The organism is Candidatus Manganitrophaceae bacterium (genome assembly GCA_016200325.1).
GTDB lineage: Bacteria > Nitrospirota > Nitrospiria > SBBL01 > Manganitrophaceae > Manganitrophus.
Map to the genome: position 1 here is coordinate 23,249 of JACQEZ010000003.1, position 14,989 is coordinate 38,237.

General features: G+C 58.1%; 13 protein-coding genes. 7 read left to right on the forward strand and 6 right to left on the reverse strand.

What is annotated here, in order from left to right; all coding sequences use genetic code 11:
• Nucleotides 1-85 precede the first annotated feature (85 nt).
• The 4 genes from HY282_02415 to HY282_02430 form a co-directional block, all read right to left on the reverse strand.
• Complete coding sequence (locus tag HY282_02415) at nt 86-691, reverse strand: Crp/Fnr family transcriptional regulator (protein ID MBI3802598.1); 606 nt, start codon at nt 689-691, stop codon at nt 86-88.
• Between the two features lie 255 nt (nt 692-946).
• The gene (locus HY282_02420) at nt 947-2,482 is read right to left on the reverse strand and encodes a hypothetical protein (protein ID MBI3802599.1); all 1,536 of its coding nucleotides are present in this window, start codon (nt 2,480-2,482) and stop codon (nt 947-949) included.
• Nucleotides 2,483-3,275: 793 nt separating this feature from the next.
• Nucleotides 3,276-4,607 carry an OmpA family protein gene (locus tag HY282_02425; GenBank protein MBI3802600.1) on the reverse strand — a complete coding sequence of 444 codons (1,332 nt, stop codon included), beginning with the start codon at nt 4,605-4,607 and terminating at the stop codon, nt 3,276-3,278.
• Nucleotides 4,604-4,993: a DUF4398 domain-containing protein gene (locus HY282_02430; GenBank protein MBI3802601.1), complete on the reverse strand. Its 390-nt coding sequence runs from the start codon at nt 4,991-4,993 to the stop codon at nt 4,604-4,606. Before HY282_02430 ends, HY282_02425 begins: the two co-directional genes overlap by 4 nt.
• A 722-nt stretch (nt 4,994-5,715) precedes the next feature.
• Between HY282_02430 and HY282_02435 the strand changes: the two genes are divergently transcribed.
• From HY282_02435 to HY282_02455, 5 genes are all read left to right on the forward strand, one after another.
• Nucleotides 5,716-6,594, forward strand: coding sequence for a pirin family protein (locus tag HY282_02435; GenBank protein MBI3802602.1), 879 nt, complete (start codon nt 5,716-5,718; stop codon nt 6,592-6,594).
• Between the two features lie 33 nt (nt 6,595-6,627).
• Entirely contained in the window at nt 6,628-7,497 is an 870-nt protein-coding gene (locus HY282_02440) for a flap endonuclease (GenBank protein ID MBI3802603.1), read from the forward strand.
• 149 nt (nt 7,498-7,646) lie between these two features.
• Nucleotides 7,647-8,423 carry an aminotransferase class I and II gene (locus tag HY282_02445; GenBank protein ID MBI3802604.1) on the forward strand — a complete coding sequence of 259 codons (777 nt, stop codon included), beginning with the start codon at nt 7,647-7,649 and terminating at the stop codon, nt 8,421-8,423.
• Nucleotides 8,401-8,817 (forward strand): DUF3037 domain-containing protein, encoded by a 417-nt coding sequence (locus HY282_02450; protein ID MBI3802605.1) that lies wholly within the window; start codon nt 8,401-8,403, stop codon nt 8,815-8,817. The genes HY282_02445 and HY282_02450 overlap by 23 nt, the downstream gene beginning before the upstream one ends.
• A gap of 170 nt (nt 8,818-8,987) precedes the next feature.
• Nucleotides 8,988-9,332, forward strand: a complete 345-nt coding sequence (locus HY282_02455) for a hypothetical protein (GenBank protein MBI3802606.1) — start codon at nt 8,988-8,990, stop codon at nt 9,330-9,332.
• Between the two features lie 87 nt (nt 9,333-9,419).
• On the opposite strand, the gene HY282_02460 is transcribed toward HY282_02455, so the two are convergent.
• Together HY282_02460 and HY282_02465 are read right to left on the reverse strand one after the other, a co-directional pair.
• Nucleotides 9,420-11,498, reverse strand: coding sequence for a hypothetical protein (locus tag HY282_02460; GenBank protein MBI3802607.1), 2,079 nt, complete (start codon nt 11,496-11,498; stop codon nt 9,420-9,422).
• A 297-nt stretch (nt 11,499-11,795) separates the two neighbouring features.
• Nucleotides 11,796-12,503 (reverse strand): helix-turn-helix transcriptional regulator, encoded by a 708-nt coding sequence (locus HY282_02465; GenBank protein MBI3802608.1) that lies wholly within the window; start codon nt 12,501-12,503, stop codon nt 11,796-11,798.
• A 442-nt stretch (nt 12,504-12,945) separates the two neighbouring features.
• Between HY282_02465 and HY282_02470 the strand changes: the two genes are divergently transcribed.
• Together HY282_02470 and HY282_02475 are read left to right on the forward strand one after the other, a co-directional pair.
• Nucleotides 12,946-14,226, forward strand: coding sequence for a tyrosinase family protein (locus HY282_02470; protein ID MBI3802609.1), 1,281 nt, complete (start codon nt 12,946-12,948; stop codon nt 14,224-14,226).
• A 154-nt stretch (nt 14,227-14,380) separates the two neighbouring features.
• Complete coding sequence (locus tag HY282_02475; protein ID MBI3802610.1) at nt 14,381-14,971, forward strand: class I SAM-dependent methyltransferase; 591 nt, start codon at nt 14,381-14,383, stop codon at nt 14,969-14,971.
• Nucleotides 14,972-14,989 lie beyond the last annotated feature (18 nt).

The window sequence follows — 14,989 nt, forward strand, 5'->3', positions numbered from 1 at the left end:
TTATTTGTAGGGATCGCAGAGGGGGTTCGGGGCAACGCCCCATCGGCCCCCAAGTTCGGACTGAATCTACTTCATGGGGATTGAGCTAGTCGTGCAGGACGATATTCAGGAGGGCGCTGTGAACGCGCAATCCATTGTCGCTGTCGATGAAGCCGAGCTTCTTGAACTTATTCATAAAGAAGCTGACCCGGGAGCGGGTGGTGCCGATCATATCGGCCAGAGTCTCCTGGCTGATCTTCGGAATAATAATTTCGGTTTTGCTCTCTTTCCCGAAGTGAGCCAGCAGGAGGAGAACGCGAGCCAGACGCTTCTCGCTTGAATTAAAGAGTTGATCGACCAAATCCTCTTCGATCCGAATGTTGCGGCACAACAGGTAGGCGAGGAATAGCTCCGAGAAGATCGGTTCATCATGGAGGACGCGAACCATGGCGGCTTTTTCGATCCGAACGATCTTACACTCTCCCATTGAGATTGCGGTCGCAATCCGGAGGATCTGTGTGGTCAGACACGCTTCACCAAAGAAGGCGCCGCGCTCCAGCACCGCAACCACGGCCTCTTTCCCTCTGGGAGAAACCACAATCAGCTTGACCTTCCCTTCCTGAATATAGAAGACCGCGTCGGAGGTGTCTCCTTGAGAAAAGAGGATTTGATCCTTTTTCGCCTTCAAAACTCTTTTTCCGCTGCCGACCATATTCAGAAAGCTCTTCGCGTCGAAAAGCGGGGCCGGTTTGCTTGTTTTTCTTTGTCCCTTCAAATGATTTCTCCAAATAGGGGAGGTTCCCTGCCCACTCGCAGCGGAACGACCGACCCGGTCAAGGGGCCTTATTTTTTATCGAACATCCTCCGAGAGGGAGGTCCTCCTTCGTTTACTCGGTCGGGCGCCATGATTATCGAGCCGCCTACCGAGTCGCCGCCTGCTCCAAATAGGATGACCCTTTCCTTCCCCTCAGTTGGGGCAGGGATCGCTGCTGCTCCAACCACTCAGGCCGGCTTGTTTGAGCAATCCGACTTGGTCTGTCGGGCCGCCGGGGCCGGAGAGCCTCTGGAGCCAGAACCGTTGATAGGTCACTTTGGCGTGGGGCATGTTTCGGGTCGAGCAGGCAAACGTCTCGGCCGAGCCGCTCTTCGCGTCGAAGCTCGTGAAGGAGGCAAAGTCGACCGGGCTGTTGCGGGTGATATGACATCCCCGGCACGACGTCTTCACCACTCTTAAATAGAGATCGTCATGGCCGCTCCAGCCCGCGGGAACCGCATCGCTGATTTGCGCCGGCTGAGGCAGCGAAGCGCCGCCATACCATGCTTGAATCAACCCCTCCGTGGCAGCCGATTTGCTCGTATCGAGAATGCCGGCGTTGAGCTTTTTAAACTCGGCCTCTTGGTCGCTGCGGCCGAATCCCCCCACGGAGGAGTATTGAAAGGAGGCGAGATCAAACGGCAGGAATCGGGCGCCGACATCTCCCGCCCCGGTGGAACCTGCAGCGCCGCTGTGGCAGATGATGCAGAGCTTGGGGACGAACTTCTGCCCGTTTCCATCGAGATCGGCGGAGGAGACGATCGCGCCATCTCCCACATTGTTGTAGACATAGAACTTGGTAAATCGCGAGCCCCCTTGGGGTCCGGGAGAGTGGTCCATCGCGACCGTCGCAATCAGATTCGTCCCGCGCCGCGCATCCTCGACGGTCGGGTAGTTTGAAACGTAGTAGGCAATATCGCCGTTCGGCTTTTTCTTCATGTGCATGCTCCGGCCGAATCCCAAGTCTCCTCCGTTGAAATAGACCGCTTTGGCATCGTCGAGCGTGTCGTCGTTTGGATTAAAGCCGTTGACGCTTTTCCAGAGTTTGAGGGTCTTCTTGCTTCCGGTCGGGTCGATCGCCTGGTAGTAGGCATCGGCGTCTTGCTGGGAGCTGAGGCCGATGAAATCGAAGAACCCGCCGTCATGAAGCGCCGCAAACTCGGGTGTGCCCGGGACGCTGGCGGGGTTCGGCGGGCCGCCGAGAACCGGTCCCAGCGCCTCGATCATAATCAGCCGAAGCGGTTTGCTCGCAAGCATCTCCCCTTTAAGGCTGGGGTTTACCGAGACGTCGGTTACTTCGAACTCCAATTTGTTCGCGCGTCTTTTATAAGCCGGAGGAAAGACCTGGATCACAAAGTTGGCCTGGCCGCTGGGGGCCTCCGTGTTGGAGAGGACGATATAGCAGCCTTCATCGCCGCATCCCTGCGGCTGCTCTCTCATGATGAAGCCATCCACCGCCACCTCAATGACGGTCGGCCAAGGAACATGGAATTTCAATAGTTGACTGACGAAAAACGGCGCTCCCGTCGGCTTGGGGGTCCCGGTCGGATCGCTCGGAGCGATCGGATCGGGGAGGGGGGTCACCGCTGCAGGAGCGCTATTGACGACCTGTTTGATCCCCGAGTGGCAACCGAGAACCGACAAGAACAGTACCGCCGCCAATCCGAGTCCGACATGATTTGTTTTCATTCTCTCCTCCATGGATGATCCTGTGGCGGGTGAATTTCAATTCGGCCGTCCTAACAAATCGGCTCTTGTCCATTTGTTCCGGACCGTCCCGTAATGAGGCAGGGCGCTCATCCCGGTCGAGAAAACCGAACGAAGAAAGAACGCTTGATCTCGTCTGGAATGGCCGGAAGGGGGTTGCGGTTTGATCTATCTGTATAGGCGGTATAGGCTTGTTGAAGCCTTCTTCCCTTCGCAAAAGGGTCATCAAAGAGCCTTCGCATCGGGTGCCTTGAATATCACACTCTGTTCTCGTTTCATCTTTGAGATGAAACAGCCGCTTCCCTCTTTGACTTAAGCGCAGGGGTCATGATATTTCCGACCCCTTCAGGTCCTACCGTCTCTACATATTTCCAATGCGGAGAGACCGGGCCGGGAATCGGCGCCGCTTCCGAACTTTGAGGTGCCTTTACGGCGGTCAGTATCCAAGCCCAAATAAAATTCAGACCGGAGAGGATAATCAGTGTCGGAAAGAGATAACTCCAAAATCCTTTATACATTGTTTCTCCTTTTTTCAAAATTCCTTTTCTTGGGGCACCAGTATGCGACTAAAAAGGATCGCCGTCTGGTCAAAACAGCTCAGTTTTGAGATCGAGGGTGTTTGATGGTTCGAGAAGAAAACCTAAGGAGGGTATTCCAAACGATCGATCAACGGGATCGCTTCGGCGCCTTATGGGAGCGGAAGCGATCCCGTCTTGTCGACCCTTTCGGGTGGAAAGGATCGAGAGATCGACTGCTTTTTTCAGATCCTCAGTGGCTACCGGTTGGTTTGCCGCTCGACGATGATCTCCACCCGCCGATTGTTTGCGCGGCCTTCGGAGCTCGCATTGTCTGCAATCGGACGCTCTTTGCCGATCCCATGCGCCTGGATCTGCTCGGCCGGATAGCCGCGGGAGATGAGATAGGAGCGGACCGCCTCTGCGCGCAGCTGCGATAGCTCTTGGTTGTAACTCGCCGTTCCCTTCGAGTCGGTATGACCCTCGATATCGAGCTTGCGGCCTTTGGTCTCGATGAGCGCCTGCGCGACCTCGTTCAGTCGGGACTGTGCCGAGGGTAAAAGCTTCGATTGGTTGGAAGCAAAGAGGATGCTGCCGGAGAGGGTGATCACCAATCCCCGAGACTCTTCCCGCGTTCCGGCGAGGGTCGCCAACGCAGCCTGCGCGTCGGTGGCGCGTTTGTCGGCATCCTTCCGGGCCTCTTGCTCTGTTAAAAGTGCCTTGGCCGACGCGGTCTGCTGTTCTGCCGCCCGTCCCTCCGATTCACGGCGATTTTGTTGTTCTGCTGAAAGTTTGTCCGCCGACGCGCTTTGCGCATCAACCGCCCTTTTCTCGGAATCCGCCCGGTTCTGCTGCTCTTTTGAAAGCGCATTCGCCGACGCGCTCTGCATCTCAATGGTCCGTTTGTCGGCATCCTTCCGCGCTTCTTGCTCTATGGAGAGCTCTTTTGCCGATGCGAGCTGTTTGTCCGTCGCTCGCCCTTCCGATTCAAGGCGGCTCTGCTGTTCGGCGGAGAGCTTGTCTGCCGACGCACTCTGCGCATCGGACGCTCTCTTCTCGGAGTCGGTCCGCGCCTGCTGTTCCTTGGAAAGGGCGCTGGCAGAGGCGCTCTGCATGTCGATCGCTCTTCCTTCGGACTCCAGCCTGTTCTGCTGCTCTGTTGAGAGCTTGTCTGCAGCCGCCTCGCCCTTCCGCTCCGATGCTGCGAGATCGGTGCGGCTCTTGTTTAGCTTCTCTTTCGTCTCCTTCATGATATTGCTTTGGGTCGCCTGAAAGTCTTTATTCGCCTGGGCGGCGTTTCCGCGCTGGGAGGCGGTCGCTGCGAGCGCTTCCGCCAGATTGGCCTTGCGCTCAGCGGCATAGGCGAGATCTCGGGTATGAAACGATTCAGGATCCTTCAGGAAAGACTTCTCGGCCTTGGCGAGCGCTTCCTCCGCCTTATGCAGCTCTGCCGGGACGAGTTGCGCCGCCGGTCCCGCGCTCGCATGACGATACGATTCACGGGCTTTGGCCAGCTCGGTCGGAACGGTGGCGGCGCAGCCGGCGAAGAGCCCGGCCGTGGCAATGAGAACGATCGAATGGGTCAGCTTCATGGTTGGCTCCTTTCAGGAGAGGATCGATTGTCTTCACGGAGCTTCCGTACCCGCTCCACCGCTTGAGCGGCTTCCGTCTTTTCTTTCTCTTCGTGCGAGAGGGCGACCGCCAGCTCGGCGTCGGCTTCGGCCCGAGACAGCATCGAGACGGCCTCTTCCTTCTTGCCTTTTGTGTCGAGCTCCTTCGCGCGATTCAGCTCCTCCTTGGCGAGCTGTAAATGAAGCGCGGCGTTCGGAACCTTGGACGCGCCGACCTCTTCGGCTCCGCGGATCGCCGAGGTCGATTTCTCACTGCTCTTGGTAAACTCCGGACCGCTTGCGCAGCCGACGATCGTCGCCGCCAGCAAAAAAGCGCCGGTCATTACGGCCATCTTTAGATGTCTCATCGATCTCCCCTTTGTGATTTAAATCTCAGGAACAATTTCGTCCTAAGACTTGATAGGATTCCATTCCTGGGATTTCCTCTCGTTGTTGTACTTTTCTTCTACCGGTGTTTCGACCTCTACGAAGGGGCGATTTAATTTGCCGCACTCCTTCATTTGTGAGTATGCCTGTAGAAAACATTTTAATCTGATCAAAACAGCTCTATTTGAAGCATTTATCTGTAAAACCGAGTCGGTCCGGCACTTGTCTGTGTTTGTTATAGAAAGTCAGTACCGATAATCATCGATACCGGTAAGGGGTCGGCCGCAGGTTAGAATTTTATCTCTTGAGCATCGGCGACGCTGGATCTCTTCCCGTTCCGAGGATAGACCCTCCGGAACGTGGCTTCATCTGGAATCTCCGCGCGGGATACATGCGGAAGCTTTTTCCGGGTCGTACTTGTCAGACGTCGTTCTGACAGGCAATAGATTAAAAACCCATTCTAAATAATCATGACCGCCATTTCATCCAGATATAGATGAGATGACGCGCCATAGAATGCATCCCTCTGTCCATACAAATCCGTTTCCTTCCAACAGGTCGGATGAGACATCGGAGAATAGGAGATCAGTCAATTCACATTTGCACTCGAGGACCTAGGGTCCCCTTGTAATCGGGGCTGCGCCGACTTATATTCATAGGATCTGCATCCCAAGAGAAGGATGCCTAAGAAAAGAGGTGCTCAATGACGAATGAACGCAAAATCATCGGGACGTTCCGGGGGGCTCCCATTCACTGGGTCGGCGACGGCTTCCGCGTCAGCAACTATTTCTCCGCCGGAAACAGAGTCGGCTACGATCTGAGCCCCTATGTGCTGATGGACTATCATCCCCCCTTCAATCACCCGCCGACCGAGAGCGACCGGCGCGGCGTCGGCCCGCACCCGCACCGGGGATTCGAAACAGTTACGGTGGCGTTTGAGGGGAGCGTCGCGCACCATGACAGCGCCGGCAATGGCGGGATAATCGGCCCCGGCGACGTGCAATGGATGACCGCCGGATCGGGCATCTTGCATCGGGAGTATCACGAAAAGAAGTATGCGGCGGCGGGCGGGCCGATGCATATGATGCAGATCTGGGTGAACCTTCCCAAGGCGCATAAGATGGACCGGCCCCGTTATCAAAGCCTGACCGCCAATCAGATGGGCCTCATTCCGTTGCCGAAGGGAGGTCTGCTTCGTGTCATTGCCGGAGTCTATGAGGGGGTCAAAGGGCCGGCGGCCACGCAGACGCAGATGAATCTGTTCGATATACGATTGGCGCCCCAAGAAAGGGTCCGGTTGTCGTTTCCAGCCGATGAAAACACTGCCCTGCTGGTGATGAAAGGAGAGGTGAAGATCAATCGAAAAGCGGATGCCGGATCGGGCGATCTCGTTCTATTCGACCGGGCGGGAGAAGAGATCGTGATCGAGAGCCACGCGGCCGCGCATCTCCTGCTGCTCAATGGAGCGCCGATCAACGAGCCGGTCGTCCAATATGGCCCGTTCGTGATGAATACCCAGGCGGAGATCATCGATGCGATCAATGACTTTAATGCCGGACAATTCGGTTTCCTTGAAGAGTAAGGCGGCTCTTTCCAGCCTCCGCGGTCATGGCCGATGAAGATCCACCTGGTCGATGGGACCTATGAGCTCTTCCGAAATTATTTCGGCGCGCCTCCGAAGAAAACGCGCGACGGCCGGGAGATCGGCGCGACCCTCGGCCTCTTGAGGAGTCTCGTCGCCCTCCTGACGAGGCCGGAGGTGACCCACATCGCCTGCGCCTTCGATCATGTCATCGAATCTTTTCGTAACGATCTCTTTCCCGGGTATAAGACATCCGCAGGGATCGATCCGGACCTCCTCGCCCAATTCCCGCTGGCGGAAGAGGCCACCGCCGCGCTTGGGGTGGTCGTTTGGCCGATGGTGGAATTCGAGGCGGACGACGCGCTGGCCGCCGCCGCAGCGAAGTTTCAAAATGCCCCCTCGGTCGAACAGATCGTCCTCTGCTCACCCGATAAAGACATGACGCAGCTCGTGACGGGAAGCCGGATCGTCTGCTGGGACCGCCGGCGCGACCTCGTCCTCGATGCGGCGGGGGTGGTGGAAAAATTCGGCGTCCAACCGCACTCCATCCCGGATTGGCTCGCGCTGGTGGGGGATGCCGCCGACGGCTACCCCGGCATCCCGGGGTGGGGGGCCAAGTCGGCGTCGGCTGTCCTTTCCCGCCATGCGCATTTGGAATCGATCCCGGATGACCCGCGGCAATTTGGGCTCGGCCTCGGACGCGCCGCACGCCTGGCGGAGAGCCTGACAACACATCGAGCGGAGGCGATTCTCTATCGGCAGCTGGCGACCCTCCGCAAAGATGTTCCGCTTCCGGAGAAGCTCGAAGAGCTGGAGTGGCGAGGGGCCCGGCGCCGACTCAAGGAGCTCTGTGACGCGTGGGGCGAAGGGTCGCTCCCGAAGCGGATCTCCCGCTGGCGTTAGCATCCTCTTTTGCTCACGGATTGAGAGATCCGTTCGATCGCCCGCCTTTACAAATCAGCTCCCTTCCAATATGATATCCCGCGAGATCTGAAATGCCCCCGTAACTTAAAATAATGTCTTTTGCAGCGGAACCCCGGCAAAGAATGAAGATCCGAACCGTTACAGCCACCCGATATGTCACCCCGCTGCGCGAGGGGGGATCGCTGCCCGCCATTGTCGAGGCCGATGATGAGGGGATGTATGTCCTCAAGTTCCGCGGGGCGGGGCAGGGGCCGAAGGCGCTGATTGCGGAGCTGGTGGCGGGGGAGCTCGCCCGGGCCGCCGGGCTGCCGGTGCCCGAGATCGTCTTCATCGCGCTCGATCCGGAGCTGGCCCGGACCGAGCCCGATCCGGAGATCCAAGCACTCATTAAAGCGAGCGCCGGTCTGAACGTGGGGCTCGACTATCTCCCCGGCTCGGTGACGTTTGATCCGGTGGCGGAGAGGGTCGATTCGACGCTTGCTTCGTCCGTCGTCTGGTTCGATGCGTATGTCACAAATATTGATCGGACGCCGCGGAATACCAATATGCTGATGTGGCACCGGCGGCTCTGGCTGATCGATCATGGCGCATCCCTCTATTTTCACCACGACTGGAAAAATGTGTTGGAGCGGAGCCGGACGGCCTTTCCGATGATCAAGGATCACGTCCTATTGAAGGCCGCCGGCGCGCTCCGCGAGGCCGATGCGATGCTCTCCGAGCGGCTGACGCCGGAGGTGATCGATCGAATCATTAAAGGGGTTCCCGATGCTTGGCTTGAAGGAGAGACGGCATTCAGCGGGGTCGATGCACATCGGGAGGCGTATCGAAGTTATTTGTTGAACCGGCTGAAGCCGCCGCGCGCTTTTCTGGAGGAGGCGATCGATGCAAGATCACGCAACGTATGATTATGCGATCATACGGGTCGTCCCGAGGGTCGACCGGGGCGAGTTCCTCAATGTCGGGGTGATCGTCTCGTGCCGAGCAAGGGACTACCTCGAAGCGCGGATCGAGCTCGATGAGCCGCGGCTGAAGGCGCTTGACCCCGCGATCGACCTGGAGGTGGTCCGCACCCATCTCGCGACGATCCCCGTCCTTTGCAAGGGAGGAGAAGGGGCGGGAGAGATCGGCCGGCTGTCGCCGCGGGAGCGCTTCGACTGGCTGGTGGCGCCCCGAAGCACGATCATCCAAATGTCCCCGGTCCACAGCGGCCAGTGCAAGAACCCAACCGCAGCGATCGAGCACCTGCTCGATACCCTGGTGCGGCTCCCCCGCCTCGATACCTCCGGAGATTCTGATTAAGACCGGCCCGACCTTCCCGGTTCTTGCGGACGGTCGATTCGAACAAGCGGTTATTTCTTCTGTTTATCTCTTTCCGGAATTTCGGTATAATCCCCCGTGATTACATTATTGCCCTCTTCCAAGAACTTGGTATACTTTCCCCCGCATTACACACCCAGGAGGAGGAGCGAATGAATACCTTTTCAAAGTGGCTCGTTCCATCGGCGCTGGTTCTGGCATTCTCAGCGGCAGCCTATGCGGAGAACAATCAGACGCCGGGGCTCGACAAGCGGGAGGCGAATCAGGAGAAGCGGATTGAGCAGGGGGAGAAATCGGGTCAGCTCACCCCGAAGGAATCAAAGCGGATGGAGCGGGGCGAGAAGCGGCTGAAGAAAAATGAGGCGCAAGCCAAGGCCGACGGCAAGGTGACGCCGGAGGAGCGGAAGAAGCTGAATAAAGAGGCGAACCACATGAGCAAGCGGATTCACCGCCAGAAGCACGATGCGCAGACCGCCGCGCCGGGAACGGCAAAGTAGCTCAGGCAGAATAAATAAGCCGTTGGAAATGAAAGCGCCCCGTCCGAAAAGACGGGGCGCTTCTTATTTCGGTTCCCTTCGTTCCTGTTACGCGTTGACCACCGCGACCGGCAGGGTCGGGAAGACGTAGTTGTAGATCGGATCGTAGTTCCAGTCGGCCTCGAACCCGCCATCGCCGCCGGCGGGATTAAACGCGCGACTCGCCGCAAAGAGATTGAAGCTGTAAGCTCCTTGGGGCATCGCGCCGGAAAGGGCAAACACAGCGGTGTTGATCACGCTGTTGTCCGCCGGATTGGTGTGCCAGTGCTGTGCGGTATTGAGAGGAGAGATGAGAGACGGATTCCCTCCCCCGCAGCCGCCGCCGCTGAGCGACACCGACCGAAGGTGCACCGCCGTCGCTTGATAGCTGACCATGAACTCAATGTCGGCCGGCTGACCACCCATGATCGGCCGGGTAACGACCGGACAGATCAGCTCCATCGGCGGGCTCCAAACCCCGCCCGCCACGCGCCAGCGCAACTCCGTAAATTGCACCGGTTGCGGCGCGGTGTTGTCGATCCGGAAAGCGACCGGCGCCGAGGTGTTGATCACCGCTTTACCGCCGTTCCCGAGCTGCACCTCCACCTTGTAGAGTCCATTCTGAAATGAATCGGTCGGCCAGTTCAAAAGGAGGTGCGCCGGAAACCAACCGTCGGCATCGGGGAGAATCGGATACCAGCCGTTGGCATCCGGCGTCGGCCAGAGGGTCTGCAGGCTTCCGCCGACGACCCGATGGAGCGGCCAGGTCAGGCCGGTGAAGGGAACGGTCGCCCCACCATTGAAGGAATACCGAAGCCGATAATAGACCGCACCCGGCGCATGGTTGCAGCCATAGAGCTGCAGCGTGTGCGTATAAGGGGCCTCGGCCAACGGATTCGGCAGCGGATCGACGAGGTTGCCGGAGGGATGCGGCCGGTTGACGCGCCGGGCATACCCGGTGACGGCGTCATGATACGGATCGGCCGGGCCGGGCGGGTTGACCAGCGGCATCAGCCCTGCGAAGAGGAGCGCCGGCGTCTCCTCACAGGGGACCTCCGGCGTGTCGCAAACCACCCCCGCCACTGCAATCTGAGACGCCTGCAACGTGACGTCGGGAATCGGGCCGGCGTTCCAACGGACATCGAAGAAGCCCTCCGAGTAGATCACCTCTTCATCGCCGTCGCCGTCGACGTCTTGGGTCACCCTGAAAGTGATGTCGGGGATGTCAAGAATCGGAACCCATTCGGGAATCAGCAGATCGAAACAGCGGCGGAAAGGGCCGATGAATCGGTTGAAGGTAAATCCCTCCAGCTGCCGCTGATCGAGGTTGAGCCGCGTCGCCAGCGCGCTCCGTGCCGCTTCCATTGTCTTGCCCTCCATTTCCCCGGCGTCGGGGCGTTGTGCCCCTTCGAGACGTTTCAATTCCGCAGGGAGCGGCGGGGGGACCGGCTGTGAGAAGGCGTTGCTTTCGAGCAGGTCTGAAAGGGGTGCGGTGCTCGCCCCGACGGCGGCCCCCATTTGGATCGCCGCCAATTTGCCGGCCAGGTCTCGGCCGATCAACTCCTCGGCACGCCGGAGGGTCATCCCCCCGTCGGCGAGGAGCGGGAGCGGGTCGGGCTCCGGGTGGGGAGGATGGGGAATCGGCGTCTGCGTCAGCTCGTCCAACAGATCTTTGATCGACGGCTTGACGAAGAGGTCGGGGAAGCAGAAGCGCTCTCTTCGGAAGCGCAAGATCCAGTCGATCTCCCAGCGGGGTACGAAGACGCAGAAATGACCGCAGGCGTCGGTGACGACCGAGGCGATCTCTTCGCGGCGGCAGAAGAGGGGAAAGAACCAGCTCCAGGGCGATTTTACCGGGAAGAGGCCGATGAAGCTGCAGTCGGTGTCTTCCACATGAACGGTCGCGAAGGGGACCGGGTACTCCACCCCGGTCATCGGGTCTTTCTTCACGACCTTTCCGCAGATCCGACGAAAGAAGAAAAGCTCGGGATCGATCTGCCATTTCAGTTTTTCGGCGAGCTCCGCGATCGGTTTTCCGACGAGTTCCTTCTCATTGATCCCCGTGAGCGAGGCGAGGCGTTTTGCTTGGATCGCGCCGATGGGGCGACGATCGGGTGTCTGCTCTTTTTTTTCTTTTGTGGTGGCCATGGTCATCCTCCTGATTGGCTGTGAACTCCGGCAATATAAAGGAACCGGTCCCTTTACATCCCACCGCAAGACCGCGATGGGCACAATCCCTGTGTGCGGCCTGGTCAGATGCAATGAGAGGACCATCTTTTATTCGCGGGAGAGAAGGGGGCATTTCAAAGGCTTAGGAGACCAGTGTGAGAAGGACGGAGATCAAGGGAAGGGTCGGCGTATCTCTTTCAATACGACCTTCGGATACAGGGGCAAAAGAGAGAAGAAGGCTGTTTTCGTTTTGTTCAAGCGATCTGATTCACCGGTTCAAAAGTTCAACGCTCCTTCTCTATTTACCGAATTCAGAGGAGGACGATTGGAGAAGCTTTTCGCCACAATACCGGATCGGGTAGTGACATGGAACTTCTTCATGATCTGCTTGATATGGCCTTTCACCGTGTACTCGGCAATGCGCATGCAGTTCGCCACCTCTTTGTTCGTCATTCCCTTCGATAAGAGCTGAACCACATTCTTCTCACGTGGGGTCAGTTGAATCGGCGCGTCATCCGATCTCGAAGAGGGGGTTTGTTGAATGCGATCGATCAGAATCAAAAGTTGCGTTGCACCCGGAACGTTCCCTTGCGGCTGCAGCAGGGTGAGACGGAAGAGGTAAACGGCGCCGTCGTGATGATAGACCCGTGCTTTCAGTTGATCCGATCTCTCTGGCCTTCTGAAAGAGGCCGCTCCCTTTCGCTTAAAAAGGTTGTAGAGCTCAAAAACGACCCGATCAAATGAATCGTTGTTTGAAGCGGAAGCGGTTGGGTTTTTCCCGGCGCGCGTGTCGATCGTCGCTCGGGCCTCCCGGTTTAGATAGAGGATTTCTCCTTCACCATTCAGGAGAATGATTCCGGGCTGTGCCCGCTCCGGCATCGGCGCATCGACCGTGTCTTCTTTATTCTCTTCAGGTGGAATTGATTTGGGCCGGGGACGGCCCGGATCTCGATTCGCTCGGATTGCAACCGGAAAGGCGTGCATCGGAATCCTCCAGGTAAGGAACGGTTTATTCGGATTTCTCTCAGCTCTTTGATCGTTATCAAAAGTAAAAAGCAAAAAGAAGACCAGGTCGGGTATCTCCCCTCGGCATGTCCAAAATTGTCCCTGCGCAACGCGGACGGAGCGCGCCTCCGCTGATTTCTTTCTGCGTCGTGCCGACGGCGCGCGGCAATTCCGGTTTTTGTTCCGATTCGTCTCGCTCGAAACGATCGCGTCAGGGGGAAAGTATCAGGCCGAATCGGCTCAAGGTGGATACACCTGTATCCTTCTCAAGACGCTCCACCGCCGTTTCACCCCTTCTGTTTTCAAAATAGAAGAAGGTGTCGCTTGTTTCGTCGAGGGGTGAATTGGCATCTTCGTTGCTTAGTTAAAGATCGATCAGCGAATGCCGCAAGCAATCGAGCCTCAATAGAAGGAGAAACCGATGCATTATCGAAAAAATATCGCCTGTCTCAGCACCGACGAACTGCACGACCTGCGGGAGGCCCTTGCCGGAATGTATGCCTTGCCGGCGAGCAATCCAAACAGCTTCGCCAAGATCGCCGGCTTTCACGGCGGTCCACCCACCTCTTATTGCCGCCATGGCGCGCCGGGGTTTTTTACCTGGCACCGCGCCTATTTGATGGCGTTCGAAGAGGCATTGCGAACGATTCGCTGCGATGTTACGGTGCCGTTCTGGGACTGGTCGTCGGGACCGACGACCGGGGTGCCGGAACCATGCCGGCATCCGACTTACGTAAACCGTTCGGGCGCGACGGTCGCCAACCCGCTTTACAGCGGACCGCGGGCGGCAGGGGGGCAGACCACACGCCGCGCCGATATCGATACCACCGCCTATGATGATCTGGCGACCACAGCCCAGACGGCGCTGTCGGCGGCGACCTTTACCTCTTTCCAAAATCAGATCAACGGCGTCCACGGCTCGGTGCATGTCCGCACCGGCGGCGACATGGGGTCGGTGCCGACGGCGTCGTATGACCCGATCTTCTATCTGCACCATGCGAACGTCGACCGGCTTTGGGCGCAGTGGCAGGCAAGCCATCCCGGCGCGTTGCCGGCCTCCGAGGCGACGTTCGCGCTCGAGCCGTTCAACCGTCCCTTCAGCATTCAATGGCAGACCGGCTCCGATGTCGAATCGACGACGGCGCTCGGCTATCAGTATCGCCGGTTCTGTCTGCTCCTTCCGCCGATCTGGATTTGGGAGGTGGTCGCCATCGAATGGCCTTGGCTCATCCGGGAGCAGATGACGTCGGCGCGCCTGCTGATCAAGAGCACGCAGATGCAGAAGCGCCCGATGGAGATCCGGGCTTTCCTCAATCAGCCGGAGGCGACCGGTGGAACAAAGACCGCCGGCAATCCCGCGTTCGCCGGCGCGGTCGGGTTCCTCGGTCATGGAGAGGGGATGCAGCCGGGCCCGTCGGCGGACCGCTGTCAGGAATGCGCCCAACTTGGGCATACGGACGCGCATGCCGATCACGGCCACGATCATGCGGACCATACTCATCCCAATTCACCGGAGCCGTCGGCGTCGATGGAAGCGCGGATGGATGTGGAGATCGACCTGACCCAGGCGCTTCGAAGAACCGATCGGTTGAATTCAAAAGACGAGAAGATACTGCTGAAACTGGTAGCGATCGACCTCAGCGGCGATCAGGTGACGGCCGGCGCGGTCTCTTTCGATGGGATTGAAGTGATCGTGGAGTGATCTCCTCTCATCCCAATTTGAGGAAAAGGAAGGGAGGGACATTACTTTAAATTACCCAGGCCGATTCCTTGTTCATCGTTCGCTTTTTCTGTTTATCAATCTGCAGAGATCCAGTATAATTCAATCGGACCGAGAGACGACCCGGAGACAAGGAATGCTGACGACGCTGATCAACAAAATCCGAATGGAGCTTTATGCCTTGAAACAAGGGATCAATACCTCCTTCAGAAAAGCGGCGGGACGGTCGGATTATGAGCGATGGGGAAAGAAGGAGAGCCTGCTCCAGAATTGGGATGCGCGGACGCGCCGGATCGCCGGTCTGATCCAGCCGGGACAGTCGGTTCTTGAGTTTGGGGCGGGGAGAATGGCGCTCAAAGCGTTCCTCCCGGAGCGCTGCGCCTATACCCCTTGCGACCTGGTCGATCGAGGAGACGGAACCATCGTTTGTGATCTGAACGGGACGCTTCCTTCGTTCCGGCGCCACGATGTGGCGGTCTTCAGCGGTGTTCTGGAGTATGTCAATGACCTCCCCCGCTTAATCGATCACTTATCAGGCTGCGTCGACGGGATTGTGGCATCGTATGCGATCCTCGAAAAAAACGAAACCGACCGCCGGGTGCATGGTTGGGTGAATGACTACAGCGCCTCCGAATTTGTGATTGTTTTTGAGAAGGCCGGTTTTCAGTGCAATCATACCGAGGCGTGGGGGACCCAGGTCATTTATCAGTTCACGAGGGGAAAATAAAAATCCTCCGCCGGCCTG